Origin of the sequence: Lysinibacillus sp. NPDC093216, from assembly GCF_050280325.1 — a bacterium.
GTDB lineage: Bacteria > Bacillota > Bacilli > Bacillales_A > Planococcaceae > Lysinibacillus.
Genome location: NZ_JBNNVB010000013.1, coordinates 35,461 through 60,166 on the forward strand (window position 1 = coordinate 35,461; position 24,706 = coordinate 60,166).

The 24,706-nt window shown below is 38.4% G+C and carries 29 protein-coding genes and 1 riboswitch; of the genes, 7 read left to right on the forward strand and 22 right to left on the reverse strand.

Annotation, left to right across the window (positions count from 1 at the left end; genetic code table 11):
- Window positions 1-205 precede the first annotated feature (205 nt).
- Window positions 206-340, forward strand: a complete 135-nt coding sequence (locus ACQKOG_RS15095; RefSeq protein ID WP_370079304.1) for a hypothetical protein — start codon at window positions 206-208, stop codon at window positions 338-340.
- A gap of 203 nt (window positions 341-543) precedes the next feature.
- Complete coding sequence (locus ACQKOG_RS15100; protein ID WP_427447209.1) at window positions 544-1,107, forward strand: beta-class carbonic anhydrase; 564 nt, start codon at window positions 544-546, stop codon at window positions 1,105-1,107.
- 50 nt (window positions 1,108-1,157) lie between these two features.
- Here the strand turns inward: ACQKOG_RS15100 and ACQKOG_RS15105 are convergent, their stop codons facing one another.
- Both ACQKOG_RS15105 and ACQKOG_RS15110 read right to left on the reverse strand, forming a co-directional pair.
- Complete coding sequence (locus ACQKOG_RS15105) at window positions 1,158-1,745, reverse strand: GNAT family N-acetyltransferase (protein ID WP_402933024.1); 588 nt, start codon at window positions 1,743-1,745, stop codon at window positions 1,158-1,160.
- Window positions 1,746-1,907: 162 nt separating this feature from the next.
- Complete coding sequence (locus tag ACQKOG_RS15110) at window positions 1,908-2,738, reverse strand: polyphosphate kinase 2 family protein (protein WP_402871416.1); 831 nt, start codon at window positions 2,736-2,738, stop codon at window positions 1,908-1,910.
- Window positions 2,739-2,940: 202 nt separating this feature from the next.
- On the opposite strand from ACQKOG_RS15110, the gene ACQKOG_RS15115 reads away from it, so the two are divergent.
- The gene (locus tag ACQKOG_RS15115; RefSeq protein ID WP_402871414.1) at window positions 2,941-3,654 is read left to right on the forward strand and encodes a hypothetical protein; all 714 of its coding nucleotides are present in this window, start codon (window positions 2,941-2,943) and stop codon (window positions 3,652-3,654) included.
- 26 nt (window positions 3,655-3,680) lie between these two features.
- Here the strand turns inward: ACQKOG_RS15115 and map are convergent, their stop codons facing one another.
- Together map and ACQKOG_RS15125 are read right to left on the reverse strand one after the other, a co-directional pair.
- Window positions 3,681-4,436, reverse strand: coding sequence for a type I methionyl aminopeptidase (map, locus tag ACQKOG_RS15120; protein WP_370049202.1), 756 nt, complete (start codon window positions 4,434-4,436; stop codon window positions 3,681-3,683).
- An 80-nt stretch (window positions 4,437-4,516) separates the two neighbouring features.
- Entirely contained in the window at window positions 4,517-4,663 is a 147-nt protein-coding gene (locus tag ACQKOG_RS15125; protein WP_427447214.1) for a hypothetical protein, read from the reverse strand.
- A gap of 26 nt (window positions 4,664-4,689) precedes the next feature.
- Between ACQKOG_RS15125 and ACQKOG_RS15130 the strand changes: the two genes are divergently transcribed.
- Window positions 4,690-4,833, forward strand: a complete 144-nt coding sequence (locus ACQKOG_RS15130; protein ID WP_402871410.1) for a hypothetical protein — start codon at window positions 4,690-4,692, stop codon at window positions 4,831-4,833.
- A 123-nt stretch (window positions 4,834-4,956) separates the two neighbouring features.
- Here ACQKOG_RS15130 and thiT read toward each other — a convergent pair whose 3' ends face one another.
- On the reverse strand, window positions 4,957-5,517 hold the full coding sequence (gene thiT, locus ACQKOG_RS15135; protein ID WP_370079292.1) for an energy-coupled thiamine transporter ThiT: 561 nt from the start codon (window positions 5,515-5,517) through the stop codon (window positions 4,957-4,959).
- Between the two features lie 130 nt (window positions 5,518-5,647).
- Window positions 5,648-5,756, reverse strand: a riboswitch (TPP riboswitch).
- 124 nt (window positions 5,757-5,880) lie between these two features.
- On the opposite strand from thiT, the gene ACQKOG_RS15140 reads away from it, so the two are divergent.
- Entirely contained in the window at window positions 5,881-6,207 is a 327-nt protein-coding gene (locus ACQKOG_RS15140; RefSeq protein WP_370079290.1) for a DUF4870 domain-containing protein, read from the forward strand.
- A 212-nt stretch (window positions 6,208-6,419) separates the two neighbouring features.
- Here ACQKOG_RS15140 and ACQKOG_RS15145 read toward each other — a convergent pair whose 3' ends face one another.
- The 12 genes from ACQKOG_RS15145 to ACQKOG_RS15200 all read right to left on the reverse strand — a co-directional run bounded on the left by ACQKOG_RS15145 (window position 6,420) and on the right by ACQKOG_RS15200 (window position 20,484).
- Window positions 6,420-9,500, reverse strand: a complete 3,081-nt coding sequence (locus ACQKOG_RS15145; RefSeq protein WP_402871406.1) for an AAA family ATPase — start codon at window positions 9,498-9,500, stop codon at window positions 6,420-6,422.
- On the reverse strand, window positions 9,497-10,654 hold the full coding sequence (locus ACQKOG_RS15150) for an exonuclease SbcCD subunit D (RefSeq protein WP_402871403.1): 1,158 nt from the start codon (window positions 10,652-10,654) through the stop codon (window positions 9,497-9,499). The genes ACQKOG_RS15145 and ACQKOG_RS15150 overlap by 4 nt, the downstream gene beginning before the upstream one ends.
- 16 nt (window positions 10,655-10,670) lie before the next feature.
- On the reverse strand, window positions 10,671-11,126 hold the full coding sequence (locus tag ACQKOG_RS15155) for a hypothetical protein (RefSeq protein WP_427447219.1): 456 nt from the start codon (window positions 11,124-11,126) through the stop codon (window positions 10,671-10,673).
- A 57-nt stretch (window positions 11,127-11,183) separates the two neighbouring features.
- The gene (locus ACQKOG_RS15160) at window positions 11,184-11,384 is read right to left on the reverse strand and encodes a hypothetical protein (protein WP_427447222.1); all 201 of its coding nucleotides are present in this window, start codon (window positions 11,382-11,384) and stop codon (window positions 11,184-11,186) included.
- Between the two features lie 24 nt (window positions 11,385-11,408).
- Complete coding sequence (locus tag ACQKOG_RS15165; RefSeq protein ID WP_427447225.1) at window positions 11,409-11,711, reverse strand: hypothetical protein; 303 nt, start codon at window positions 11,709-11,711, stop codon at window positions 11,409-11,411.
- Window positions 11,712-11,964: 253 nt separating this feature from the next.
- The gene (locus ACQKOG_RS15170) at window positions 11,965-12,891 is read right to left on the reverse strand and encodes an SGNH/GDSL hydrolase family protein (RefSeq protein WP_427447227.1); all 927 of its coding nucleotides are present in this window, start codon (window positions 12,889-12,891) and stop codon (window positions 11,965-11,967) included.
- A 133-nt stretch (window positions 12,892-13,024) separates the two neighbouring features.
- The gene (locus ACQKOG_RS15175) at window positions 13,025-14,254 is read right to left on the reverse strand and encodes an aminopeptidase (RefSeq protein ID WP_370079280.1); all 1,230 of its coding nucleotides are present in this window, start codon (window positions 14,252-14,254) and stop codon (window positions 13,025-13,027) included.
- Between the two features lies 1 nt (window position 14,255).
- On the reverse strand, window positions 14,256-15,404 hold the full coding sequence (locus ACQKOG_RS15180) for a DEAD/DEAH box helicase (RefSeq protein ID WP_370079278.1): 1,149 nt from the start codon (window positions 15,402-15,404) through the stop codon (window positions 14,256-14,258).
- Window positions 15,405-15,671: 267 nt separating this feature from the next.
- Window positions 15,672-16,373 (reverse strand): aspartate/glutamate racemase family protein, encoded by a 702-nt coding sequence (locus tag ACQKOG_RS15185; RefSeq protein WP_370079276.1) that lies wholly within the window; start codon window positions 16,371-16,373, stop codon window positions 15,672-15,674.
- On the reverse strand, window positions 16,373-17,602 hold the full coding sequence (locus ACQKOG_RS15190) for an ATP-grasp domain-containing protein (protein WP_370079274.1): 1,230 nt from the start codon (window positions 17,600-17,602) through the stop codon (window positions 16,373-16,375). The genes ACQKOG_RS15185 and ACQKOG_RS15190 overlap by 1 nt, the downstream gene beginning before the upstream one ends.
- Before the next feature lie 123 nt (window positions 17,603-17,725).
- A complete protein-coding gene (locus tag ACQKOG_RS15195) occupies window positions 17,726-18,712 on the reverse strand; it encodes a C39 family peptidase (protein WP_370079272.1) in 987 nt (328 codons plus the stop codon).
- Between the two features lie 269 nt (window positions 18,713-18,981).
- The gene (locus tag ACQKOG_RS15200) at window positions 18,982-20,484 is read right to left on the reverse strand and encodes a class I adenylate-forming enzyme family protein (protein WP_370079270.1); all 1,503 of its coding nucleotides are present in this window, start codon (window positions 20,482-20,484) and stop codon (window positions 18,982-18,984) included.
- 671 nt (window positions 20,485-21,155) lie between these two features.
- Here ACQKOG_RS15200 and ACQKOG_RS15205 point away from each other — a divergent pair.
- Window positions 21,156-21,752 carry a metallophosphoesterase family protein gene (locus ACQKOG_RS15205; RefSeq protein WP_370079373.1) on the forward strand — a complete coding sequence of 199 codons (597 nt, stop codon included), beginning with the start codon at window positions 21,156-21,158 and terminating at the stop codon, window positions 21,750-21,752.
- Window positions 21,753-21,863: 111 nt separating this feature from the next.
- Here ACQKOG_RS15205 and ACQKOG_RS15210 read toward each other — a convergent pair whose 3' ends face one another.
- The 5 genes from ACQKOG_RS15210 to ACQKOG_RS15230 all read right to left on the reverse strand — a co-directional run bounded on the left by ACQKOG_RS15210 (window position 21,864) and on the right by ACQKOG_RS15230 (window position 23,554).
- Window positions 21,864-22,445 (reverse strand): DUF305 domain-containing protein, encoded by a 582-nt coding sequence (locus ACQKOG_RS15210; RefSeq protein WP_370079268.1) that lies wholly within the window; start codon window positions 22,443-22,445, stop codon window positions 21,864-21,866.
- A gap of 118 nt (window positions 22,446-22,563) precedes the next feature.
- Window positions 22,564-22,734 carry a cysteine-rich CWC family protein gene (locus ACQKOG_RS15215; RefSeq protein WP_370079266.1) on the reverse strand — a complete coding sequence of 57 codons (171 nt, stop codon included), beginning with the start codon at window positions 22,732-22,734 and terminating at the stop codon, window positions 22,564-22,566.
- Between the two features lie 119 nt (window positions 22,735-22,853).
- A complete protein-coding gene (locus tag ACQKOG_RS15220; RefSeq protein ID WP_370079264.1) occupies window positions 22,854-23,051 on the reverse strand; it encodes a gamma-type small acid-soluble spore protein in 198 nt (65 codons plus the stop codon).
- A gap of 15 nt (window positions 23,052-23,066) precedes the next feature.
- The gene (locus ACQKOG_RS15225; RefSeq protein WP_370079262.1) at window positions 23,067-23,276 is read right to left on the reverse strand and encodes a hypothetical protein; all 210 of its coding nucleotides are present in this window, start codon (window positions 23,274-23,276) and stop codon (window positions 23,067-23,069) included.
- 44 nt (window positions 23,277-23,320) lie between these two features.
- Window positions 23,321-23,554, reverse strand: a complete 234-nt coding sequence (locus ACQKOG_RS15230) for a hypothetical protein (RefSeq protein ID WP_370079260.1) — start codon at window positions 23,552-23,554, stop codon at window positions 23,321-23,323.
- 377 nt (window positions 23,555-23,931) lie between these two features.
- Here ACQKOG_RS15230 and ACQKOG_RS15235 point away from each other — a divergent pair, with 377 nt between their 5' ends.
- Window positions 23,932-24,426, forward strand: coding sequence for a L,D-transpeptidase family protein (locus ACQKOG_RS15235; protein ID WP_370079258.1), 495 nt, complete (start codon window positions 23,932-23,934; stop codon window positions 24,424-24,426).
- Window positions 24,427-24,706 lie beyond the last annotated feature (280 nt).

Genomic DNA, 24,706 nt, shown 5'->3' on the forward strand with positions numbered 1-24,706 from the left:
ATAGAAAACACTACCACGATTAGGTAAAAATAATTAATTTTCCGTGTTGTTAACTGGACAATTTAAGTAATTTATCCCTACTAATATTAGTCTGGACTAGGTATGTTGTGGATGTCATAAATTCTCCTTAGATTTTCATAGTAACCTATTGTATAATTACTTTAGATAATATTGTAGATTATTTTAGTAGAGAGGGGCTTTTATTATGTTCATTACGACTGTATTAGGCTTTAGTGCCGTTTTATTAATCTCTTTGGCATTCTTCATCCACTACCTACAAGTTGGTTTGGATTCTAAGTCTTCAGTAACTGTAGATCCAAAACCAAACGAAAAATTTTAATTTTGTTGAAAACAGCTACATTATTGTAGCTGTTTTTTATTTATCTTCCGGCGGATTTTACGGATACTTAATTATTTCGATTTGCTAAATAAATTACTAAACTTCTTTTTTTTCGCAAAAAATTGCGTGAATATTGTCATTATTGTTTGCATATTTATAGTTTTGCTCTAAAATAATTCCTGTAAGGAAGGGAGCAATCTTTCATGACAATGTTACAAGATATTCTTAAGTTTAATGAAGATTTCGTTCAAGAAAAAAAATATGAGCCTTTTATTACAACAAAGTATCCTGATAAGCGCATCGTTGTGTTATCTTGTATGGATACTCGACTTGTAGAACTGTTACCCAAAGCTATGAATTTGCGTAATGGCGACGTAAAGATCGTTAAAAGTGCTGGGGCATTAGTTAGTCACCCTTTTGGTGCAATTATGCGTAGTTTACTTGTAGCTGTTTATGAACTACAAGCAGATGAGGTGTATGTTGTTGGACATTACGACTGCGGTATGAGTGCAATTGACCCAGAAGCAATGCTAAATAAAATGGTTGCTAGAGGGATTACCCCTGAGACTATCGACACGATAGAATATTCAGGTTTTGATTTAAAAGAGTTTTTACGTGGCTTTGGTGACGTAGCAACAAGTGTAAAGAAAAGCGTCGATACAATTCGCAATCACCCGTTAATGGTTACAGACGTGCCTGTTCATGGATTAGTAATTGATCCAAATACAGGTCGCCTTGATTTAATCATAAACGGTAGTAAACAATAATAAAAAAAGAAGCAGCTATCCTTCAAACTCTGAAAGATAGACGCTTCTTTTTATTGACCCTCTAAACGTGCATACATATAATGATCCACCCATTTACCATTAATGTACAGCAGCTTTCTCAAAAGACCCTCACGCTGGAATCCAGCCTTTTCTAAGACTCGGATAGAAGGATTATTTTGTGTTGAAACATAAGCCTCTACTCGATGTAAGCCTACTTGCTCGAACGCAAATTGCACGACCATATTAACTGCTTCTGTGACGATCCCTTTTCCAATATAAATTTCATCCATCGCATAACCAACAAACGCACTAGAATACGGTAAACGTTTTACTGCATAAAGAGCGATATGTCCTATTAGATTATTTGTACCCGGCTCAAAAATACCAAAAGTAAATTCCCTCTTTGAGTCCATTAAGTATAAGCATTCTTGAATTTTTTTATATTGAGCATTAATTGTATAGTATTCAGGTCGTTGTAACGGTTCATGTGTAGACCAAAAGTATTTATTGCGACTTACGAGATCGGTTAAACTTTGTGCATCTTTTTCATAAAATGTGCGAATGTAGCATTTCCCTCCTTGAATTGATACCACATTTTCACCCTTTTTCCTTAATAATCTCCAAATTTTAAGCACCATTTTTCCACACTAACCTTCCGATAATTATCAATACGTTTTAATGCCTGAGCTCATTTACCAATGGAAGAAACACCCACTAATTGCAGTTTTACTTTATTGTATGTAAAAAAAGATGCTGCTACAACTAAAACATCTCGTCTTGTTGTTACAGCATCCATAATATTATTTCACTTTTTGTTTTTGTTTTTTAGGCTTCTCCTCTAGCAATTCAAGGCTAGATGATTCAGCATCTTCTAAATGTGCTTTGCCTAATACATTCGTTAAATGAAGGCCACGTTTTTTTGCCTCACGTTCAATATGTGCTAATGTTTCTTGCAACACCTGTACACGAGCATATTGTTTATCGTCACCTGGTACTAGAACCCATGGCGCACTTTTCTTATCGGTCTTCTCAAACATTTCATTCGCAGCTTCTATATACTGAGGTGTTTTTTCACGATTTCGCCAATCTTCATCTGTTAGCTTCCAAGACTTATACGGATCCTCTTCACGTTCTTTAAAACGATTAAGCTGCTCCTCATCAGATACTTGAAGCCAAAACTTAATAACAATATAATCTCCTGATGTTAAAATCTTTTCAAAATTATTAATTTCTTCGTATGCACGAGACCACTCTTCTGTTGTTGCAAATCCTTCAATACGCTCAACTAATACACGACCATACCATGAGCGATCAAAAATAGCGATTTGTCCATGCTGTGGCAGCTTTCGCCAAAAACGTTGTAAATAATTATAGCGTAGTTCATGAGGCTGAGGTGCTGCAATTGGATGCACGACATAGCCACGTGGATCGGCACGTTCAATTAGACGCTTAATAGCGCCTCCCTTGCCAGCAGCATCCATACCTTCAAAAACTAAAATTAACCCAATTTTATTTTTTAATAAAAACTGTTGAGCATTTAACATTTCATATTGGAGTACTTTTAATTTCTTTTTATACATTTTCTTATCCAGTTTAACTGATAAATCTAGATCATTTAAATTTTGAGTCATTAAAACTTCACTCCTTACATTTGAATATTCTCATTGTACTAAAGAAATATATGAATAACTATTCAAATGGTAAATTGTAGATATTTTTAACGAAACAACACGATACATTGTTGGAAATTTCCGTTATAATGAAAATATAATGTTACAGTCCTATACTTATTTGTCTTTTCCCTATACAATTTAACACGAAGGGAGAGAAAACATGCCTCGATTTTTTTTGATGACAATAACTTTTATTGTCTCACTCATCCTAACCTTTTCATCCTATTTCATGAAAATAAACGATCATTCTTTTTTAGAGATCTTAAATCGTTTTCCAGTAATATTTGCACCGTTTAATGTTAGTTATATGATTTGGATTGTGGTTTACATGTTACTTGGTTATTGGTTAGTCATGAACCTAAAAAAGACATCTATTCAACAGACTGTTCTCTATAGTAGCATATGTATTATGCAGGCGTTAGCAATTGTTGTTTGGCATCACGAACTATTTATCATGTCAATTATCAGTACGTTTGCTTTAGTACTGTATTTATTTAAGTTGTACAAAACGTACCCTCTCAGCAATAATTCACTCACAGGTCGTATACCCTTCTCGATTTATTTAGCCTGGGTTACATTTAGCCTAATGACAAATGTAAGCTTTACGCTAACATCTTATCAATGGAATGGTCTTGGCCTTAGTGATCCACTTTGGGCAGTTATTTTACTAACAGTTGGAGCAGCAATAGCGCTACATATTGGATTCCATTATTTTGATATTATCTACCCAAGTGTATTTATCTGGTCCTATATCGGGGTCGCATTACATAATGGTTTTGATGAGCTACTTGTGACAACTGCAGCCTTGTTTTTATGCGGAGTGCTACTTGTCGGTATATTATTTATTAAAAAAAATCCTGCCTACCAAAAATAAATTGGTTAGCAGGATTTTTAGCTTTTTTATTGTTCATCTAGAGAAGTTAAAATAATTGGTTTGTCTTTAGTAACGATAATTGAATGCTCGATTTGAGCAACTAATGATTTGTCTGGCGTAACGAATGTCCAGCCATCACCTGACTCTACAATATGCTCCGCTTTCGCTGAGATAAATGGCTCGACTGCAAGCACCATGCCTTCTTTCATAATTGTTGAATCCCAAGCATCGTAGTAGTTTAAAATATGATTTGGCTCATCGTGTAAAGAACGACCTAAACCATGACCTGTTAGGTTCATAATCACTGTTAAATCATTGGCATATGCTTCACGCTCAACAGCTTTACCGATTTGGTTTAATTTTGATCCAGCTTTTACTTTTGTCATCGCACGGTCGAAAGCACTTTTAGCTACGCGACATAACTTTTCTTTATCCTCATAGCCATCACCAACTACAAATGAAATGCCCGTATCAGCAAAATAGCCATTTAATGAACCAGATACATCAATATTTACGATATCTCCCTCGTTAATCACACGTTTACCTGGAATACCATGTGCGACTTCCTCATTCACACTAATACATGTGTATCCTGGGAAATCATACTCCCCTTTAGGTCCAGAAATTGCTCCTGCTTCTGCAAACATACGACCTGCAATTTCATCTAATTCAAGTGTTGTTACACCTGGTTTTGTAGCAGCCTTCATTGCCTCACGAATTTCAGCACAAATACGGCCGATTTTTTTAAATGCTTCAATCTCTTCTTGCGTTTTTACAATCATTTTTAACGTCCCTTTCATCTAATGTCTATTCATTAATATAACATAACTTTTTATACAAAAAACGCTAAACGCTTTAAATATTATATGCCATCATGAATTGTAAAGTGCTGAAAAACAGGCTCTTCACTATAGCGTGGGGTTGATTTCCGTTCCGACTGGGCGCTTTGTAGCTGACGCTTTGCTTTCGCTACAGAAACACATTTGTTGCTGTCGCTTCGCTTTCGCACAGAGCAAAGCTTCCTGGGGGCGTCCGATGAGCCGCTTAGGCCAACAGGATGTTGGTCACGAAGGCGTTATCACAGGACGTGATGGTTTTAGCCTCCGTTCCTCTATTGCTAATCCCCAAAGAGTCGCCCAGTCTCCACTCCAATCAACTATATCCATGGATACGTTTTAACAAATGCCATCCCTATCTAGCTCTAAAAATCCTCCGCCTTTTGGATTCTTTTTAGGGTATAAAAGGTGGGTGTTCTAGTTTCAATAATAATAAAACCCTCCACTTATGTGAAGGGCATACTAATTATGATTTTCGTTGCATTAATTGAGGTGCTGCTGTAAATAGTAGAACACCGACAATCGCTGTTAAAATCGTTGCTGGTAGCATATATGTTCCATTGTAGATGATTGAATAAATCCACGCATTTTGATCGCCAGCATACTCTGAGAAAAATACAGCGCCCGCAATGGTATGTGCTGCATAACGTAAAAAGCCCGCTAATACAGTTCCTACAATAATATAAAGTGCCATTTTCTTTTTGTTTAAATCTTTGGCAGCATCGAGCACTGGTCGGCGAACAACGGCCGCCAAGCCTACTACTGTAAAGGCAACACCATAATCAAGTAATCCTTGTAGCCAATGTATAATATAGGCGCCAAACATTGTTTGCATCACACCAATAAGTAATCCCGTTGTCAGGCCAGGAATAAGGCCCCAGCGGAATGCTATTAAAATTATTGGTACCATCACTAGACTAACAGAGCCGCCTTGTGCCCATACTTTAAAGGAAACCTGATCTAGTACAAGGCCAATCGCTGCGAATATCGCAATCTCCACAAGCATTAAAAGTTTTTTATTGTCCATAAATATTCTCTCCTTTGTTCCGATGTAGGATACAAGAGCAGGAATAGAAATCAGTTGGCAAATATGTCCCTATCTGGCATCAATAAAGATAAAAAAACGATGCCAGGACAGAGCCTCACATCGTAAAAGTGTCGGTTTCTATCCACAATCCCTACGCAAGTGTTAACTTACAGGTTCGAAGAGTCAAGGCATTACGTGCCCAGTCTCAGCTGACATCATCAGCTCCCCTTGTGGTCGTTACATCTTAATTTAATTGAACAACCTCATTGTACGCAAACACTGTTACGATTACAACCTCTTCCACATTTTTTTTTGAAACTTTATCGTTTTTCATGCGTAAATATTAAAAAAGGAGGTACTACTATGGAGAACCAAAAAATTTTATCTGCCTTTAGTTATCTCAGTATTTTATTCGCACCCTTTATTGTGCCATTAGTCGTTTACTTTGTTACAAAAGATAGCGACGTAAAGAGGCACTCTATTCGAGCACTGATTTCGCATATAATTCCAGTCGCATTCGGAATCATATTCTTTGCAGTCTTTGTCTTCTCAACTTTATCATTCAACACCAATTTTGACGGTAGTAATAATTTTCTTATCATTTGGTTTGCTTCATTCGCAATTTACATTCTCGTTTCATTAGGAGTCGTTATTTGGAATATTGTTCAGGCTGTTCGCGTGATCCGATAAGTTTCATCTCAACCTCTCCTTAAACAGATAGTACTTAAGGAGCTGTTATTTTGTGAAAGTATCTAAAGTTGTTAAAACCGCTGTAAAATTAGCACCTATCGTTATCCCGATTGTCAAAAAAGTAATCGCTGCAAAAAAAGGAACAAATCCTAACGTAACAAAAAAATAACAAAAAAGGCGTATTTCCATATAAACAGAAATACGCCTCTTTGTTATTTCACTTCAAAATATGTTTGACTGTGACCGTTCATTGCTTTTTCAACATGCAACACAGCAGGCATTGTAGCTTTTAACTCTGCAACGTGTGAAATGACTCCAATCATGCGTCCGGAATCTTGTAAATCAATAAGCGTATCAATCGCCTTATTTAATGCTTCTTCATCGAGAGAACCGAAGCCCTCATCAATAAACATCGTTTCAATGCGGATATTACCTTGAAAGCTTTGAATGACATCTGCCATCCCAAGGGCAAGACTTAAAGAAGCATTAAACTTTTCTCCCCCTGATAGTGTTTTCACATCTCGTAATTGATCTGTATAAGCATCATACACATCTAGTCCAAGCCCACTTTGCTTAGCATGCTTTTCTAAGCGATCAGAACGTCGTAGCTCAAATTGACCGTTGGATAAATGATAAAGCCGGACATTTGCTGCCTCTGTAATTTTATCTAAATAATTGATTTGAATATAACGCTCAAAAGACAGCTTTTTCGCATTCTGTCCATTTAACATTGCATAGAGCTCCTTCACTCGTCCTGCCTCTTTTTCAAGTAAATGAATCTCCCGTTCGGTCTCCTCAACTTTTTCGATAAAGTCTACACAAGCCTTCGCAAATCCTTCCATTTGCTGCAATACTTTGAAGGCTTCCTCATATGTGACACGCAGCATCCCTAGCTTTTCTTCCATTACCGTTAAATCTTGTTTCTCTTGCCCTTTAAGGTGCTTCTCGCCCTCAGTAATTTGTACCTGTAATGTGTGGATTTGTAGTGCATAATCATTGCAAGCCTTCCGTAAAGCTTCTATTTGCAGCATGCTTCGCTTCCCAGTAGCAAATTCTTCATAGTTTTCAAAGCCCGCTTCCGTCATACTTACTGAAAATTGCTCGCGCTTTTCATCCATTTTCAGCTTTAATTCCTCAAATGCCTGTTTCGCTATTTCTACGGTCATTCTAGCATTATTTGCTGCTTCCTTGGCAGATTGCAGACTTTGTTGGCTAATATTCCACGCGGTTTGTAATGCAACCTTTTGTGACCCTATATCAGCGATTGCCTGTTTCAATGCTTGCAGCGTCGTAAGATTTTCTGGAATATGCTTTTGCTGCTCTTCCACAATTGCTTGTTCCTTAGTCAATTCCTTTGTCTTCTCAGCTAAATATTGCTCTAGTTTTAATTGCTTTTCTTGTAGCTGCTCCATTCGTGTACGATGATCTTTTTGTTGCATACGTACATCAGACAATTGATTGCTCACTACTTTTAAGATTGTTATTTGTTGCTCTACGTTTTGCAAGGAGGCTACAATTTGTGCTTGATTCGATTGATCAATCTCATTCGTCTCTATCTGTTCTAGCGCCTCTTGTAGAAGATGCTTTGTAGAGTTCAATAAAGCTTCTTTTTCTAAAAACTTGCGCTCATCAGTACTAGCCTTTCCTCGTAAAGCCTCCACCTCTGCTAATTCGATCATCTCTAATTGCTCACGATGTGTTTCGAGATGTGTTGTACTACCGCACACTGGACAAGGCTCTCCGTCCTTAAGTTGCTGTGCTAAAATACTTGCCTGACTCGCAATCCATTGTTGCTCCAGCTTTTGAAGAGCCTGCTTACTTTCTTGATAATGGACATTAGTAGTGGCTACATCCTGCTCTGCAGTTGCAACCGCTCTCGTATATTTTTCAACTTGCGCTAGTAACGATACTTGCTCTTTTAGCTTCGGTAGCTGTTCTAAATAACTTTCATATGGCTGAAGTTGATTTTCATATTGTTCAATTGTTTTTGCTAATTGCTGAACTTGCATTTGTCCTGTTTCTACGATTTTACTATTATCGACTACTGCTAGCTTTGCTGTTGCAACATATTGTTCAGTTATTTGCATTTGCTGCAGATTATTCTCATACGCCTCGAATGTCGGCAATAATGCTTGTAGCTGTAATTCCTGTTGTAGAACGTGTTGACGCTCAGGTTCTTTCGCCTCTTCAACGTGAAACTTTTCCTGTGCTATTTTTAACTGAGCTTCTGTGTTTTTCTGCTCTGTCATCACTTGCTGATAGGATTGTTCTTTACGATTTTGCTCAGCACGTAAATCGATACATTGTTGTTCAAGTATGACAAGACGCTCGGCTTTCTCTGCTAATGCAATTTCGCGTTCTTTTGCGCTATATATATCTTGGTCTTTTAGCAATGCTTGTAGGCGATTCTGACGATTAGTTTGCTCATCAAATTGCTCATTCAGTGTTTTCGCTCTACTATAAAATTCTTGCTCTTTTTGATGATGTGCATAAGCCTCTTTATAGCGTTGCTGTTCCAATTGTATACATTCCGTATAATAGGTCTGCTCCTCTTCCAGAGCCTTCTTCAGCTGATGCATATTTTCAGTATTATTAGTAATGCAAGTAAATAAAGATGACGAACGCTGTGGTAAAGCGCCTGCAATTTGGCCAAGAAGATGTTCCTTTAATTGTTGAGCACGCAGTAAATCACTTTCCGCTTCTTTTCGTTTCGCATCAAGTCTTTTTGTTATCGCACCAAAGCGATCTGTTTTAAAAATTTTACGCAAAATAACTTCTTTATTCGTAGAATCTGAGGTTAACAGCTTGCGAAATTCACCTTGTGGCAGCATAACAATTTGACTAAACTGATCCTTTGTGAGGCCGATAATATCCTGTAGCTTTTTATCTACCTCAAGCGTTTGCTGCTTTTCTACAATACTATAATCAAGCGTGTCTCCTTTGATTTCAGCCAGTTCAATTTTCTTACCAGTAACACTTTTGTTTGTTGCTTTAATATGACCTGGCTGACGTAAAATTTGATAGACTCTATCATGCATTTCAAAAACGAGCTCCACTGCAGTATACATATCATCATCTGCAAACCCACTTCGTAGCATAGCAGTATCCTGACGATCTTCACCGCTACCCGATCCGTAAAGTGCATAGCATATAGCATCAAAAATCGTCGTTTTCCCAGCACCTGTTTTTCCAGAAATCGCAAATAGACGTTGTTCACCAAGCTGTTGAAAATCAATAACCTCTGTATTTTTATATGGACCGAATGCAGTAATCGTTAACTTTAAAGGCTTCATTTTACTGTCTCCCGCTCCTCATCTAATAATTCTTGTAGCATTTCTGTAAATAGACGCTCTGTATCTTGATCTGGCTGTACGCCAATTATATCTGTAAAAAATGATCGGAATAAATCGATGTCTTCTATTTTCTCTGTCTCAATCGTCTGAATTTCATGTGATACCTCTTGGCGTGCTACTTTTCGCTCAACATGCATCGCATTAGGAAACACCGTACGAATACGTTCCATCGGCGAAGTTACTGACGTAGCATCTGTTAGTCGTACAAATACATAATCATCACTAGGTGGTAATTGCAATAAATCATCCATTAAGCTCTCTACCACACGTAAATCCCGTCTCGCTATAAGCTTACGTTTTGTGACAGTGATTTCTCCTTTTGCATCTAGCTCCACTATTAAAAAGCCCTTCTCATGTAAGTGCTCAGATAATGAATACTTCAATGGAGAACCGGCATATCGAATCGTTTCATTCAACACAAAATGTGCTTTATGCAAATGTCCAAGTGCTGTGTAATGAAAAGGCTTAAACAATGCTGCATTTATGCAATCCGAGCCTCCTATTGATAAAGGTCGCTCAGAATCACTCGTATTCGCTTCCTCTTCTCCATACTTCGTCACAAAGGCATGTCCTACAAAAACATTACGTTTTGTTGAATCTAAACTATGTCCAATATGGTCGACAATTTTTTCCATCGCCTCTTGATGAGATCGAATGGAATCATCCTCTAAAATAGTCCGTACTGAAGCCGGCTCTGCATATGGTACGAGATGAAAATGTACTTCACCATACTCATCATTTAAAACTACCGGTGCATGATCTTTCGTAAATTGGCCTTTAATATGTAAGCCACTATCACTCATTAAACTACTGCCAAAGTTCAAGCGACCTGCACTATCGTGGTTCCCCGCAACCGCTAACACGGGGATTTTTTTATCAAGCACAATTTCCGCCAAAATATCATTTAGTAAATTCACTGCCTCAATAGGGGGCATCGAACGGTCATATAAATCACCTGCTATAACGATAACATCCGGTTTTTCCTCATCTATGGCTAGCATAAATTGCTGTAAAATATATTGTTGATCCTCCGTCATATAGACGCCTTGTACAAGCTTTCCTAAATGCCAATCTGCTGTATGAAATATTTTCATTCTTTGCGCCTCCTGTCTATTTCATTTTATCACGGCTGATGGATTGATTGTTTTTCCTTTTATTAGTTTGATAAAGGTTCCTCATATAATGTGGGAGCTGAGGTGTTGGGGTATCCGTCGCTCCGGTTCTTTCCATCGCTACGGGGGTTCCTTCCGGCGCTTCGGCAATTCTATCCGTCGCTTCAAAGATTTTTTCCGTCGCTCCAGGGGTTCTTTCCGTCGCCCCGGTTTTATCCGTCGCTCTGACGATTCTTTCCATCGCTTCCACTGTTTTATCCATCGCTTCAAAGATTTTTTCCGCCGCTCCGAGGGTTCTTTCCGTCGCCCCGGTTTTATCCGTCGCTCTGACGATTCTTTCTGTCGCTTCCACTGTTTTATCCGTCGCTTCAAAGATTTTTTCCGTCGCTCCAGGGGTTCTTTCCGTCGCCCCGGTTTTATCCGTCGCTCTGACGATTCTTTCCGTCGCTTCCACTGTTTTATCCGTCGCTTCACAGATTTTTTCCGTCGCTCAGAGGGTTCTTTCCGTCGCTCAGAGGGTTCTTTCCGTCGCTTCGAGGGTTCTTTCCGTCGCCCCAGTTTTATCCGTCACTCTGACGATTCTTTCCGTCGCTTCCACTGTTTTATCCGTCGCTTCGGCAATTCTATCCGTCGCTTCGAGGGTTCTTTCCGTCGCCCCGGTTTTATCCGTCGCTCTGACGATTCTTTCCGTCGCTTCCACTGTTTTATCCATCGCTTCAAAGATTTTTTCCGTCGCTCAGAGGGTTCTTTCCGTCACCCTGGTTTTATCCGTCGCTCTGACGATTCTTTCCGTCGCTTCCACTGTTTTATCCGTCGCTTCACAGATTTTTTCCGTCGCTCCAGGGGTTCTTTCCGTCGCCCCGGTTTTATCCGTCACTCTGACGATTCTTTCCGTCGCTTCCACTGTTTTATCCGTCGCTTCGGCAATTCTTTCCGTCGCTTCGAGGGTTCTTTCCGTCGCCCCAGTTTTATCCGTCACTCTGACGATTCTTTCCGTCGCTTCCACTGTTTTATCCGTCGCTTCAAAGATTTTTTCCATCGCTTCAGGGGTTCTTCCGTCACCCCGGTTTTATCCGTCGCTCTGACGATTCTTTCCGTCGTCCCGGTTTTATCTGTCGCTCTGACGATTCTTTCCGTCACCCCGGTTTTATCCGTCGCACTGACGATTCTTTCCATCGCCCCGATTTCATCCGTCGCTCAGAGGATTCTACCCTTCGACCCGCTGATTTCATCCGTCGCTTATATTTTGATAGATATTCAACATAAAAAAGAGCATCTTTGTCGATGCCCTGTTACAAATAGTTATGATTAAAACGTTTTGCTCTTACCTTCTCCATAAAAGCAACGTATCCTGTAAAATCTTGAATGGCACGCGCAGTAGGGCTTGGCGTTTCTTTTTCTTCTTGTTTCTGCTCTGCCTTCGCTAGTTGTTCTAAAATCTGCTCAAATGAAATAGGGTTAGGCTTTGGCAGTTCGTTTGAAGAAATGGCTAAAGCTTTACTTCCACTATATTTATGTAAAAATGCATTTGCCATTTGGCGATAGCCTTCAAAATTTGGATGTACGTCAGAAATATTGGGTAAAAAGTTTGTTGCGTTTAACCCAAAAGCATCATAGACGTTTACATAAATTGCTCCGGCTTGCTCTGCCTGTTGCTGTAAAATCGTATTTAACTTTACAAGCTGTGCATTTGTGCCTTCTTTTTGCGTAGAGTGAACATTTGGATAGGCAAAATAATAGCCCATTACATAGACCTTAGCTTTAGGTGCTCGCACTTTCAACTCATCCAAAATCTCCGCCATATTTTTTCTGGCAATGTTTAATGCATAATCTGTTTGCAGCTGCGTAAAGGCTAATGTACCTGCAGTTGGATTGACCTGCACTAGACGCAGTAAATCGTTGGCACCTGCCGAAATAGTAATAAGTGTTGCATTAGCTAGTAAGTCACTCGCTTCCTCTGATTGTACTCGTTTCAAGACATCAGCTGTTGTATAGCCTGGGAAAGCGAGCTCCTTTGTATAGAAACTTAATTGCCCAGTCATTCCTAATCTCATAGCAATTAAATCACTATAGCCTGTATCAATCTGTTGATAAGGTGTTTGACCAGCCGCCAAGGAATCTCCAATTGATAGGTAGTTTTCAGTATGAGCAAAAGCAGATGAAGCACAAAATACCATCATGAATATAGCTGTACCAATTAAGCTTAGTAATCGTTTCATCTGCCCAACTCCTTTCCGATTCCGTGACATCTGCCGGAGGCTTTAACATCTTTCAGCGGGTGTTTGGACACCTGTACCTGTCGCTACGCTTTCGGTACAAAAGACATTTGCTGAAAGATGTTTTATCAAGAGCTTAAAATGCCCAGCTACCTTTGCGGAAAATTGGCTCTACCGTTCCATCTGGTAAAATACCGTCAATGTCCATCTCACCGCTACCAATCATAAAGTCCTCATGTGTCACTGAAATATTTGCACCTAACGCTTCAAGCTGTCCGTTTTCTAAATCTCTTCCACCTTCTAAGCAAGTTGGATAAGCTTCTCCAATCGCTAAATGGTTCGATGCATTTTCGTCAAACAATGTATTAAAATATAAAATCTCCGATGCTGAGATTGGTGATTCATGCGGTACAAGTGCTACCTCACCTAAATAGCAAGAGCCTTCATCTACATTAATAAGCTCCTGTAATAAATCATGGCCTACTTGTGCTTCAGCCTTAACAATTTTTCCTTCTTCGAATGTCAGTTTAAAGCCATCGATAATATTTCCTTGATAAACTAATGGTTTTGTATTGCTTACATAGCCATTTACACCTTGTTTCATCGGTAACGTATAAACTTCTTCAGTCGGCATATTAGCAATAAAGATAGTATCATCTGGCGTTTTACTACCTCCAGTAAGCCATTTATGCTGTGGTGCTAAGGCAATTGTTAAATCAGTACCTGGTGCTGTATAGTGCAGCTTTGCATATTTTTTATTGTTTAGCAGGTCCGCACGAGATTCTAAATTTACTACGTGTTCACGCCAGTTTTCAACAGCATTGCCTTCACCGATACGAACAGTTTTAAAAATAGCTTCCCACAATGCTGGTACTTGTTCCTCAGCCGCTAAGTTCGGGAATACTTTCGATGCCCACTTTGGAGAAGGGACAGCAACGATCGACCAAGCTATTAAATCCTTCATTACGGCGTTACGATAGTTTTTCAGAGCAGCTCCAGATACCTTTTGATGAGTAGCTAGGCGATCTGCTGAAATACCTGCTAATTTATCAGGGTCTGCAGCATCAATCCATAATAGTGCTCCTTTACGATCGATCACTTCATCACGCATTTTAACTACCCATTCTGGGAAACGATTAAATTCTTCATCTGAAGCATGCTCAAAGTAAGCACGATCCATTTCATCATCTGAAAAATTAACATGAACACGTCCTGCACCAGCTTTATAAGCCTCTTTCACAACTAAACGGGCGAAATCTAATGCTTCCACTGAAGTATTAACTAATAAGTATTGCCCAGGTTGAATATTAACACCGACTTTTACCGCAAGTTCTGCATATGCTTGTAATTTTTCTTCAAACGTCATATTATTTACCTCGCTTTTGTCCAATTGTTTTTGAATTACCCTCCACTAACTTGCCTTCATGCCATACTTTCTGTACAGGTTTCGCAGAAATTTCTCTTGTCCATTTTTTATACGTTTTTTCATCACGATAAGATAATAACGTTAATACTTCACCATCTGCTCCAGCACGGCCTGTACGACCAGAACGATGCAGATACTGCTCAATTGTTCTTGGTACATCGACATGAATAACATGTGTTAAACCTTCAATATCTAAACCACGTGCTGCAATATCTGTAGCAATTAAAATACGCGCATCACCTTTACGAAAAGCATCTAACGCCTTTTTACGTTCTTCCTTCTTCATGTCAGAATGTAATGTCACAATCGGTGCCGTACGATATTGTAATTTCGTTTCCTTCATTAGCAATTGATCGATATTGTTGACGAAAGCCAACCCACGTAATCCTTCTATATGTGATAGTCGGCGTAAGAAATCAGTTTTATCACGCTCCTCCACTTTCACGAAAGAGTGTACAACTTTACCAACCTTTAACATATCCTCTGGTTTAATTTTGAAACGTATCGGCTCGAACATCATGCGACTAGCCACTAATTCAATTTCCTCCGTAATTGTTGCTGAAACAACAACTACTTGTCGCCCAAATGCTGCACTTTCGATAAAGGATTTTACGACAACACGATATTCACGACTTAGTAACTGATCGCACTCATCTAAAATAACTGTTTCAATTTCTTTTAGCTTTAATTTCCCAGCACGTGCTAATTCATTTAATCGGCCAGGTGTTCCTACAACTATTGTCGGTTTTTTCTTTAACTTTTCGATTTGACGTGCAGAGTTTGCCCCACCAATTAGTTGTTGAACCGTAATATCAGAACCTGCTGTCCATTCACGGATAACCTCTACAATTTGCATTGCTAGTTCCTGTGACGGGGCTACAATAAGTCCTTGTGTTTGTTTTTTTGAACCGTTTACTTTATTTAGTAAAGGAAGTACATACGCTAAAGTCTTCCCCGACCCTGTCGGTGATTCGGCTACAATATCTTTGCCCTCAAGCATTGCTGGAATCATTTCTTCTTGAATTTTCATCGGCTCTTCAAATTTCCATTTTGCTTGTAAATCTTCATTTAATACATTTATTACTGACATGTAATTTCCCACCTTCTATCTACTTGACACTAGTTTAACACACTAATCATTTTCCTACTTCATATGTACGTAAACCTTTGTATAATCGTTTCAAAAACGGGGCTTTCTTAATCTCCCCAAATGAATTTTGAGTATACAGATAAAAAAATCTGCACGACTCATCACGGGATTTGTCAGCCTTCAAGCCCTTTTAGATACTTGAGATTCTTTGAAGGTTTACAACTTACCTGTGAAAAGCGTGCAGATTTTATTTGGTTCATACGATTGTTAATCTACAATTTCATAGCCACATGCTAATATAGCACGTTCTGCTAACACGATTAATGAGTCGATATATTTGTCACTTAATTTTAAATCTCGATTGACGATTGATAATTCAGTACATCCTAATACGATACGATCACAATTAAGTGCAAGCATTGCTTCTTCTATCGGCTGCCAATCCTCCTGAGAGACATCTTTTCCAGCCTTTACATAATCATAAATAATAGACATGACTTTTTCTTTCATCACATCGTCTGGAACTACTGGTATGATACCAAATTCCTCTAACGCATCTTGATACATACGTGAGGTTAATGTACCCGTTGTCGCTAAAATACCTACACGCTCTGCCCCTAAATCAGAGGCGCGCTTTGCCGTTTCCCTTATCATATGTAATACCGGAACCGGAGAACCTTCAACAATCTCATCATAAAAGGTATGTGCCGTATTACATGGAATAGCAATCACATCTGCCCCAACAGAAGCAAGCTTTTTTGCATCTGCGACTATCACTGGTACAGGGTTTTCTTTTGTACTATCTAAAATAAAGGCAGTACGATCAGGGATATTCGTATCATTATCAATGATTGTATGTAAATGTTCCTGATCCTTCGCTGCCTTCGTACGTCTTACAATCATTTCACCGATAAACATCGTTGCAAGTGGACCAACGCCACCAATTATACCTAAAGTTTGTTTTTTCATTAGTTTGACAGACCTTTGTTGTTAAAATATTTCTTATATTGGCGATAAAAGTTTAAATTATCAAGCGTTATATTCAACCAACGCTTCGCATTCATATCTTTATAATTAAAGATGGAATCCGTAGCCATTCCTTGGCGAATAAGGCTTTTCGCTTCTATCACAAGCTGTTCATTTTGAACATATTTAAAAAGGACACCATTAGGGACAATTGTCCAAAGATGCTTGTTCTGAACATATGTTAGCTGTTGCTTGCTTCCTCGGATAAAATCATCTGCAACATATTGCATTAAATTATAGCCACTTGCAGTCACATAATAATTTGAAAGTTCATTATGTAATTCAATACTTAATAACTTATATTGACCGTCACGTTCATCATACTTCATATCAAACGTGGCAAAGCCTTGGAATCGAATTTCTTCTAAAAACAATTTCACGCGGTCCATTAAGTCTTTATCGTATGCTGTCATGATGGCTACATAGCGACCAATCCCCTCTGGAGAATGCTCTTCTAAAATTGGGTTACCTACAGATAGCAGTTTTACCTTATTATCTTGCCCAACATAAGCATTTACGACACACATATGAGCATCTTCGCCAGGAATATATTGCTGTACCATTAAGTCATCTCGGTATGCCGATTCCTTATAAATGGCGTGGAAAATAGCATCCTTTTCGTCGTTATCTTTTGCAATATACACTTTTTTCTTGCCTCGAAAAATACATGTAGCATACTTTGTCATATTCAAAGGTTTAATGACAACGGGGTATTCAAAAGGAATGTCAAATTCCTCGTAATCATTGACGGTGCAAACATGCATTGCCGGATAGTGAAAGCCGAACTTCGCACAAAGTTCATACATGCTCTCACGCGTTAATAGCTCATTAGCAAGGTTTGCATCCACATAAGGAATTACAAAATACTCTGCTAGCTCCTCTTTATGTTGCACAATTTTTTTTACGTAAAATTCATCGCAGGCTAACAACAGCAATTTTTTTCCTGCAAATTCCTCTGCAATTGCCTTTAACGCCACGACAAAACGATCTTCAATATGGAGTCTTGGAACTTCACGAAATATTAATAAATCACTCTGCTGTATTTTCTCCATATTCGTATGATTTAATGCAAGTGGTTTAACGCCATAGGACTCGTAAAATGCTCTTGCCATGCCGTAAGCATTCATTTCATCTCCTAATAAAACCGGTAAAAAAGCGTGCTCAATGGCCATTCTACTCAACTCACTTTAGCTTTTATTTGGCTCTCACATCACGTGGGGGTCATCCCCAGTGACAAGCCTTTTTTTACAAGTGTAACATACTTTCCTTGTACGACTTATAACTCTTCTTTCGAATCATTTATGAACGGCTACAGCTTGTTCACCTAACTCTCTATAGCTTTTAAAAAACTGATCCACATTATAAGTGACAAAGCCTTTTAACGGGTCCATAACAACTACTTTATCTCCTAAATGCCCGGTTAAAACAACAGCATGTAAGTTCATATACGCTTCATGCGGCACTTTTTCACCTTCATAGATCCAGCCCTTATCTAGATCTCTTTTTGGCTCTGATAAATCTAATGTAACCCATGTCACAACAGGGACTCCCTCTCGAACAAGCTGTAAAATTTCGTCCTGCGTGGCACCACTCTTATTTGTCACCTGTAAGTTTGCCTGTTTATCTGCTATTACTGCCTCTGCGGCTTTGACAATCGGAGCTGCAAAGACATACATACCGTGTGCTTTATCACGAGGATTTCCTGCAAAAGCCTGTGCTGGATTTGGACCAAATCGTTGTCCGTCTACAGTACTTATTGTTTGCTTTGGTAAATAATTATCAGCCATTTCCAGCTTCGTAACGTCTAGCCCATAATAATTTAATACAGCTGTTAATGATGTTATTTCACAGCCATGTGGTAGTTCAGGATTTTGCATAACAACTGGTACATCCAGCTCTTGCTCATCCCTCGAAAAATGTGTTTCCAATCGATAATACGGCTTTGTCGCATCATATGTAAAATTTTCGATTGTCGTATAACCATCGTTTGTTGTACTATTTTCAAGCGTAGTTGCTGCCATAGCATATTTCCGCCCCTCGATAAGCTTCGAAAATGTTGCTTCGCCCTCTTCCGAGCCAACCGCATCCTCCACTACCTCTCCTTTCTCTACATCTGTAGCAGTTATATAAAGGTTAGGTATGGGTGCACCACTATTAAACTCTACCGTTAACACAGTTAATCCTTTGTTTTGCGTTTCATGCTGCGAAAACGGATTGCAACTTGAAAGTAGCATGATTATCATAATACCTATTAGTAAAAGGCGTTTATACCTCGTCCACAAGACAAATTCCGCTCCTATCTTGTTTGAAGACAATAACTTCAATTCTATTATATTATTTCAATTTGTCGCAGACTCTATTATACGCTAATTTCATAGACGTTCCTATTTTAACTTCTTTCAGCGGTTGTCCAAACATCCAGAAGTAAAAGCCTCGAACGCAATTGCGCAGAGGCCTAATATAAATCCTCTACACAATAGCATCTCTAAATTCAGTGTACGCCCGATAAGGTATTACTATGTTTGCTATTTTCGAGTTTCATCAAACCGTTTTACACGTTATGCGTGCTTACTCTTGGTCGTAATACATGCTTTAAAACTTTACCAGAAGCATTACGTGGCAATTCAGTTAAAAATTCAATTTCATGTGGCACTTTATACTTTGCAAGCTGAGTCCGACAATAAGCCATTATCGCCTCTTCATCGGAAGACTTCCCTTCCTTCAATACGACAAATGCTTTCGGGACTTCGCCATATACCTCATGTGGTAAACCTACAACGGCAGCCTCTAAAATTTCTGGCAGTTGATATAAAACCTCTTCGATCTCGATAGGATAAATATTTTCGCCACCTCGAATGATCATATCTTTTTTACGATCAACAATATAGAGATAACCTTCTTCATCAAAACGCCCTAAATCTCCTGAATAGAGCCAGCCATCTTTAATTGCTCTAGCTGTTTCTTCAGGGTTACGTAAATAACCTTTCATGACTTGTGGTCCTTTGACACAAATTTCTCCTACCTCACCCGCTGGCACCGTTTCACCAAAGCTATCAACAACACGGACGTCCGTTTGAGCTAATGGTTTTCCTACTGATCCAATCTTTGTCAATGCATCGGCATCTAAAAGAGAAGTAGTTGCAGGAGAATTTTCAGTTTGTCCATACAGGTTTTGTACTTTCACATTAGGGAAAGCCTCCTTCACTTGCTTAACAAGCTCATAAGGCATCGGTGCCGCTCCGTAACATAATAAACGTAAATTTTTAAATGTATGTTCCTTAAAGTTAGGTGTATTTAAAATAATTGTATACATTGACGGAACACCAAAGAAAATTGTTGAATCTGTAGCAACAAACTGTTCTAAAGTGTTTGTCGCAGAAAAAGCCTCTTCTATAACCATCGTACCGCCTTTATAAAACATCGGCATCGCAAATACATGAAGGCCTGCACAATGAAATAAAGGCGTACAAATAAACATTCTATCCTCATTGGTCATATCCATTGAGGACGACCATATATCCGCAGTTGATACAATATTTTGATGAGTTAGCATTACCCCTTTTGGTTTACCCGTCGTCCCAGAAGTATACATAACAACACCAGTATCATGAGGCTCCAATTTGACAGCTTTTCTTTGACCTGGATAGTTTTTAATAACGTCTTTCATCTCTTTGAGCCCTACAGTATGTTGAAATGGATAGGCAATAGTTGCGAGTACATCCTCTAACCTTTCATCATAAATAAGCCCTTTAGCTTCTGAATGATTAAAAATAAATTCGACCTCTGGAGCTGCTAGTTTTGTATTAATAGGCATGACAACATAGCCTGCTAACTGAACACCAATATAAGCGATTAAAAATATATCTGAATTGAGCGTATATAATGCAATTACATCATCTTTTTCAAAGCCTTGCTCTTGTAAGTATGATGCGAATGTTTCTGCACCTTTATAAAATTCACTATAGGATAGCTTTGTCCCATCGTAAACCGTTGCAATCCCATTTGGTTGCTGCATAGCATAGTTTTGTAGAATATCTGTCATTAACATCGTCATCATAAGCCCCCCAAATTTTTTAAAATTCATTTCCCTCATACCCTGTAGAATCGTTCTGGAAAAATCAGAAAATTCCAATTATATTTTATCAATCTATGAAAACGTTGGCAATTTTTCTACACATAAAAAATATAAGACTCATTACCGAAAGTTAGAGATGACATTTTATTAAAGTATTTGTCATGCGGGAAAATTGATTGGAGGGAGACTGCTGATTCTTTGGGATTAGCAATAGTGGAACGAAGGCTATATACATTACGTCCTAGGATAACGACTTCGTGACCAACATTTATTGGCCCAAGCGGCTCATAGGACGCCTCTAGGAAAGCACACAGTCGGAACGGAAATCAACTCGATGTTATGGTGATGAACTGAAATATAATCCATATGTAACTAAATATATTTATACATTTTACTTTTCTATCAATTTCTGTTAGGTGTATGATATTTGTATAATGAATAACTTCTTTCAGCAAATGTCTTTTGAACCGAAAGCATAGCGACAGGTACAATGTTTATCTGCACGAAAGCGAAGCGTCAGTGGCAAATGTTTTGGTAGCGAAAGCAAAGCGTCAGCTACAGATGTTTGGACACCCGCTGAAAGAAGTTAAAGCCTCCGGCGGATGTCACGGAATTATGCCGAGGCATAATTGATGAAAGGCCTGATTAAAATGTTGTACGCACTTTTAGGAGATTTACATTCTAATATAGAAGATACTAAGGCAGTTCTAGCCCATATTCAGCAATCTGCGAAAGATGCAAAGGTATTGGGATTAGGTGATTTATACGAATGTACTGTAAGTAAGAAAAAGGCTCAAACAATGTCGGGTATACCGCTACAAAAAGCTGCGATAGTCGAAAATGATTTTGAAAATTTACTAACATTCCCCTCTATTCGTGGCAATCAGGAAGAGCGTATTACACGTGTAACTGGTATTGAACGTTTTACAGAACTACCTGAGACAATGGAGATTGATGGTGCAACACTTATGCATGGACATCAATTTAAATGGAGTGTGACGTGGCAGCCTACATTTCCGCCATTTAATAAATCGCTTCTTTTCTTCGGACATAGTCATGAATCAGGTCTTTATCATCGCAATAAAAAGTTACCTATTCGTATTCGCTATGGCCAACCAATCGCATTACAAGAAAAGCAATACGGTATCAATGTTGGATCGGTTGTTGATCATCGAGAATGGTGTCTTTACGATAGTAATAAACGAACAGTAACATTTATGTGCGCTCCTTCTGTTGAGAATGTTTGATTATTTTTCATCAAGAGTTGAGTTTCGCTGATATACATTGTAGTCACAAAAAAAACGCTAAAATCGACTTCGACTCTAGCGTTTTTTCACTTTATAAATGTTAAATTCAAACTAGCAATTCTCGCAATCCTTTAAAGCATCTAGTAATTTTTCCATTTCGCAAATACGATCGCACATAGTTTGAATCATATTTCGAAGGATTGGTATTAATTCTTGGCAAATACAGAACCTTAAAACGTTTTGCGCTAGTCGAACGCCTGCCTGATGGTGAACAATCATTGTTCGCAGAAAGTTTATATTAATATTATTGGAAACTGGCGGTAAACTCATTGCTTGGAACATAGCCCCAGTAATTTCTTTATAAGCACACATATATTCGTACAATTCACATTCCGAATTTTGTACGATACAGCATCTATTTTGTATCGCTTCGAGGCATTCAACAGTTTCCGTACTTGTTGCTATTATTTCTAACGCGAGATTTTGTACAAGTATATTCGTGGTGTATCGCAAAACGTTTTCCGACAATTTAATAGCAGCTACTTGATGCGGTAATATTTGCTTAATAAAATTTTCTGAAATACTACATGTTATGGTCACATAGGTCATGCCCTGCATCATTTTATCGAGGATCCTTTGGTTTTCCTCTAAATAAACCTTTGTTACATTACTGAGTACAACTGGTTTAGTCATTAGACACACTCCTTTCAGAGTAATATATGTCCGATAGGTTGTTGTGCGGTAGACAATTGTACCAACTGATCTCTATTGTTTCGTAACAGCATTGAAGTATTTTTAATACCGAAATCGTTTAATCTTTTTTATATGTATCCAAGCACTTTTGACAAATACATTGCTCTTTAGGTACTTCTTCAAGGATTTCTTTAGGGAAACTCTTTGTCATACACCAGCAATCCTTTTGCCCATTTACTACCCCACAATGATTTTCTTGTCCACATAACGGACAACGTTTTTCCTCCATTCGCACACCTCCTTACATTTACTTTTCATTGTAAAATAAAGCTGTATTTTAATCAGTGATTTTTTTCATCTAAATAGAAAATAGAGGAGTACTTAATTTCATACTCCTCCCCAATTAGCTTATTGCTTTTTCCCATGAATCTGTTGCTTTACTTCTTCGACATCTGTATCACTATATATTTCCGTACCATGCCCACCTCTTTGGGCTAGTAGCTTTTTCACTTCGTTGTATGATAAACCACCTTCTGCATTTTCTCTTTTTACTTCATTAATATCTGTTCCAGCAGAAGTAAACTGAGCTTCATTATGGTCAGTCATATAAATCCCTACCTTCTATAATTCATCAGGCTGCAATTCGATCAATTCATCGCCTTCTCGTTCTACTTTTTTATTGAGTTCCTTAATCGGTATAGCATCAACCGTTTGCATATCTTCGTGTAAATCGAAAAGACTTATTGTATCTGATTCGACCATGTCTGGCTTGTTCTTGCTTGCTAAATTCATAAATATTTTTTTCTCATGTGGTATGTTTTCTATGTCCATCTTTGCTCACTCCTTTACCTGTAGCATGTGCAATATTGGACAAATCATGTACCTTTCGTTTTCGCACTTTTATCGATACGATGATATTCAGATATTTGAATGACCCGAACATTTCTTGTATGCAGCTCATGATACATCCCTCTACTATCTGTAAAGGATATATATTGATCTCGTTCGCTGCGAACTAATGCCTCTGCTTTTTCCTGTGATTCGATATGGATAAATCTCCGTACATAATGCATTTCATCAAAAAAATAAGTAATTTTAAATTCTTTCATAAATAACTCCTCGATTACTGGATATAGTTTGTTACTGCTTATCATATCCAACTAACTACAGTAGCTATCCTTATGAAAAATCAATTATGCTTCGGCATAATTACGTCTGGAATTGGCTTTATGGTTTAGGCCTGCAGATGTTTTTTGCACGAAAGCGTATCTACAGGTACAGGTACAGGTACAGGTGTTTGCTGAAAGAAGTTAAAGGTATTTTCTATATCCACGGCATAACCTGTATAAATGAAATTATTTTAGGCACATCACCATAGCGTGGGTTGATTTCCGTTCCGACTTGGCGCTTTCGAAACGACATTCGTTTTAACAAATATCATCCCCAACTTTTGGAGATGAGCCTTAATCTATTGGAGGTGATAAATTTGATTCATACAGTTAAAGCAGGAGAAACTTTGGCTCAAATAGCTAGAAATTATCGTACACCGTTATCATCCATAATGGCTGCTAATCCTGGGTTAGATCCGAATGTAATTTATTTAGGACAACAAATTGTTATACCTGGATTTCCTAATCCAAATACTATTCCTTATAGAATAGATATTTCTACGGAAAATCGATGGCTACGGTTATATAAGGATAATATTCTTCAAAAGCAATACCCAATTGCGGTTGGTAGGATGTTACATGATACACCTACTGGAAATTTTATAATCATTAATAAAGCTCCAAATCCCGGTGGTCCGTTTGGGACAATGTGGATGAGTTTATCGAAAGAGCATTATGGTATTCATGGAACTAATAATCCTAGCTCTATCGGTCATGCCGTTTCACGGGGTTGTATTCGTATGCATAATAAGGATGTCGAAGAGCTTGCAAGCATTGTCCCAATCGGTACTGGCGTTTTTATTCATCCTTAAAATTCAACAACGTGAGTGAAGCCGAGTAGCCTCCACTCTTTAAGTTAGGCGCTTACAATCATCATAATTCAGACTAAAAACATTCCTAAGATTTTATCGGAATGTTTTTTAGTTTTATCGGAACATTATGCTGATTTATCGGAATAAAAAAGGCAACCTGAAAATCTCAGGTTGCCTTCACTTTTTATGCCAACATCCAGGGTGACGTGCCAGAAGATACACGCTATGTGAAGTGGTTGATTGGAGTGAAGGCTGGGCGACTCCTTGGCGATCAGCGTCA

What these genes read in the sequence shown, in the direction of transcription:
- ACQKOG_RS15095 (WP_370079304.1), top strand. Translation starts at nt 206, where the DNA reads ATGTTCATTACGACTGTATTAGGCTTTAGTGCCGTTTTATTAATCTCT.
- ACQKOG_RS15100 (WP_427447209.1), top strand. Translation starts at nt 544, where the DNA reads ATGACAATGTTACAAGATATTCTTAAGTTTAATGAAGATTTCGTTCAA.
- ACQKOG_RS15105 (WP_402933024.1), bottom strand. Translation starts at nt 1,745, where the DNA reads ATGGTGCTTAAAATTTGGAGATTATTAAGGAAAAAGGGTGAAAATGTG.
- ACQKOG_RS15110 (WP_402871416.1), bottom strand. Translation starts at nt 2,738, where the DNA reads ATGACTCAAAATTTAAATGATCTAGATTTATCAGTTAAACTGGATAAG.
- ACQKOG_RS15115 (WP_402871414.1), top strand. Translation starts at nt 2,941, where the DNA reads ATGCCTCGATTTTTTTTGATGACAATAACTTTTATTGTCTCACTCATC.
- map (WP_370049202.1), bottom strand. Translation starts at nt 4,436, where the DNA reads ATGATTGTAAAAACGCAAGAAGAGATTGAAGCATTTAAAAAAATCGGC.
- ACQKOG_RS15130 (WP_402871410.1), top strand. Translation starts at nt 4,690, where the DNA reads ATGAGCCGCTTAGGCCAACAGGATGTTGGTCACGAAGGCGTTATCACA.
- thiT (WP_370079292.1), bottom strand. Translation starts at nt 5,517, where the DNA reads ATGGACAATAAAAAACTTTTAATGCTTGTGGAGATTGCGATATTCGCA.
- ACQKOG_RS15140 (WP_370079290.1), top strand. Translation starts at nt 5,881, where the DNA reads ATGGAGAACCAAAAAATTTTATCTGCCTTTAGTTATCTCAGTATTTTA.
- ACQKOG_RS15145 (WP_402871406.1), bottom strand. Translation starts at nt 9,500, where the DNA reads ATGAAGCCTTTAAAGTTAACGATTACTGCATTCGGTCCATATAAAAAT.
- ACQKOG_RS15150 (WP_402871403.1), bottom strand. Translation starts at nt 10,654, where the DNA reads ATGAAAATATTTCATACAGCAGATTGGCATTTAGGAAAGCTTGTACAA.
- ACQKOG_RS15160 (WP_427447222.1), bottom strand. Translation starts at nt 11,384, where the DNA reads ATGGATAAAACAGTGGAAGCGACGGAAAGAATCGTCAGAGCGACGGAT.
- ACQKOG_RS15165 (WP_427447225.1), bottom strand. Translation starts at nt 11,711, where the DNA reads ATGGAAAAAATCTTTGAAGCGACGGATAAAACAGTGGAAGCGACGGAA.
- ACQKOG_RS15170 (WP_427447227.1), bottom strand. Translation starts at nt 12,891, where the DNA reads ATGAAACGATTACTAAGCTTAATTGGTACAGCTATATTCATGATGGTA.
- ACQKOG_RS15175 (WP_370079280.1), bottom strand. Translation starts at nt 14,254, where the DNA reads ATGACGTTTGAAGAAAAATTACAAGCATATGCAGAACTTGCGGTAAAA.
- ACQKOG_RS15180 (WP_370079278.1), bottom strand. Translation starts at nt 15,404, where the DNA reads ATGTCAGTAATAAATGTATTAAATGAAGATTTACAAGCAAAATGGAAA.
- ACQKOG_RS15185 (WP_370079276.1), bottom strand. Translation starts at nt 16,373, where the DNA reads ATGAAAAAACAAACTTTAGGTATAATTGGTGGCGTTGGTCCACTTGCA.
- ACQKOG_RS15190 (WP_370079274.1), bottom strand. Translation starts at nt 17,602, where the DNA reads ATGGCCATTGAGCACGCTTTTTTACCGGTTTTATTAGGAGATGAAATG.
- ACQKOG_RS15200 (WP_370079270.1), bottom strand. Translation starts at nt 20,484, where the DNA reads ATGACGATGTTAATGACAGATATTCTACAAAACTATGCTATGCAGCAA.
- ACQKOG_RS15205 (WP_370079373.1), top strand. Translation starts at nt 21,156, where the DNA reads ATGTTGTACGCACTTTTAGGAGATTTACATTCTAATATAGAAGATACT.
- ACQKOG_RS15210 (WP_370079268.1), bottom strand. Translation starts at nt 22,445, where the DNA reads ATGACTAAACCAGTTGTACTCAGTAATGTAACAAAGGTTTATTTAGAG.
- ACQKOG_RS15215 (WP_370079266.1), bottom strand. Translation starts at nt 22,734, where the DNA reads ATGGAGGAAAAACGTTGTCCGTTATGTGGACAAGAAAATCATTGTGGG.
- ACQKOG_RS15220 (WP_370079264.1), bottom strand. Translation starts at nt 23,051, where the DNA reads ATGACTGACCATAATGAAGCTCAGTTTACTTCTGCTGGAACAGATATT.
- ACQKOG_RS15225 (WP_370079262.1), bottom strand. Translation starts at nt 23,276, where the DNA reads ATGGACATAGAAAACATACCACATGAGAAAAAAATATTTATGAATTTA.
- ACQKOG_RS15230 (WP_370079260.1), bottom strand. Translation starts at nt 23,554, where the DNA reads ATGAAAGAATTTAAAATTACTTATTTTTTTGATGAAATGCATTATGTA.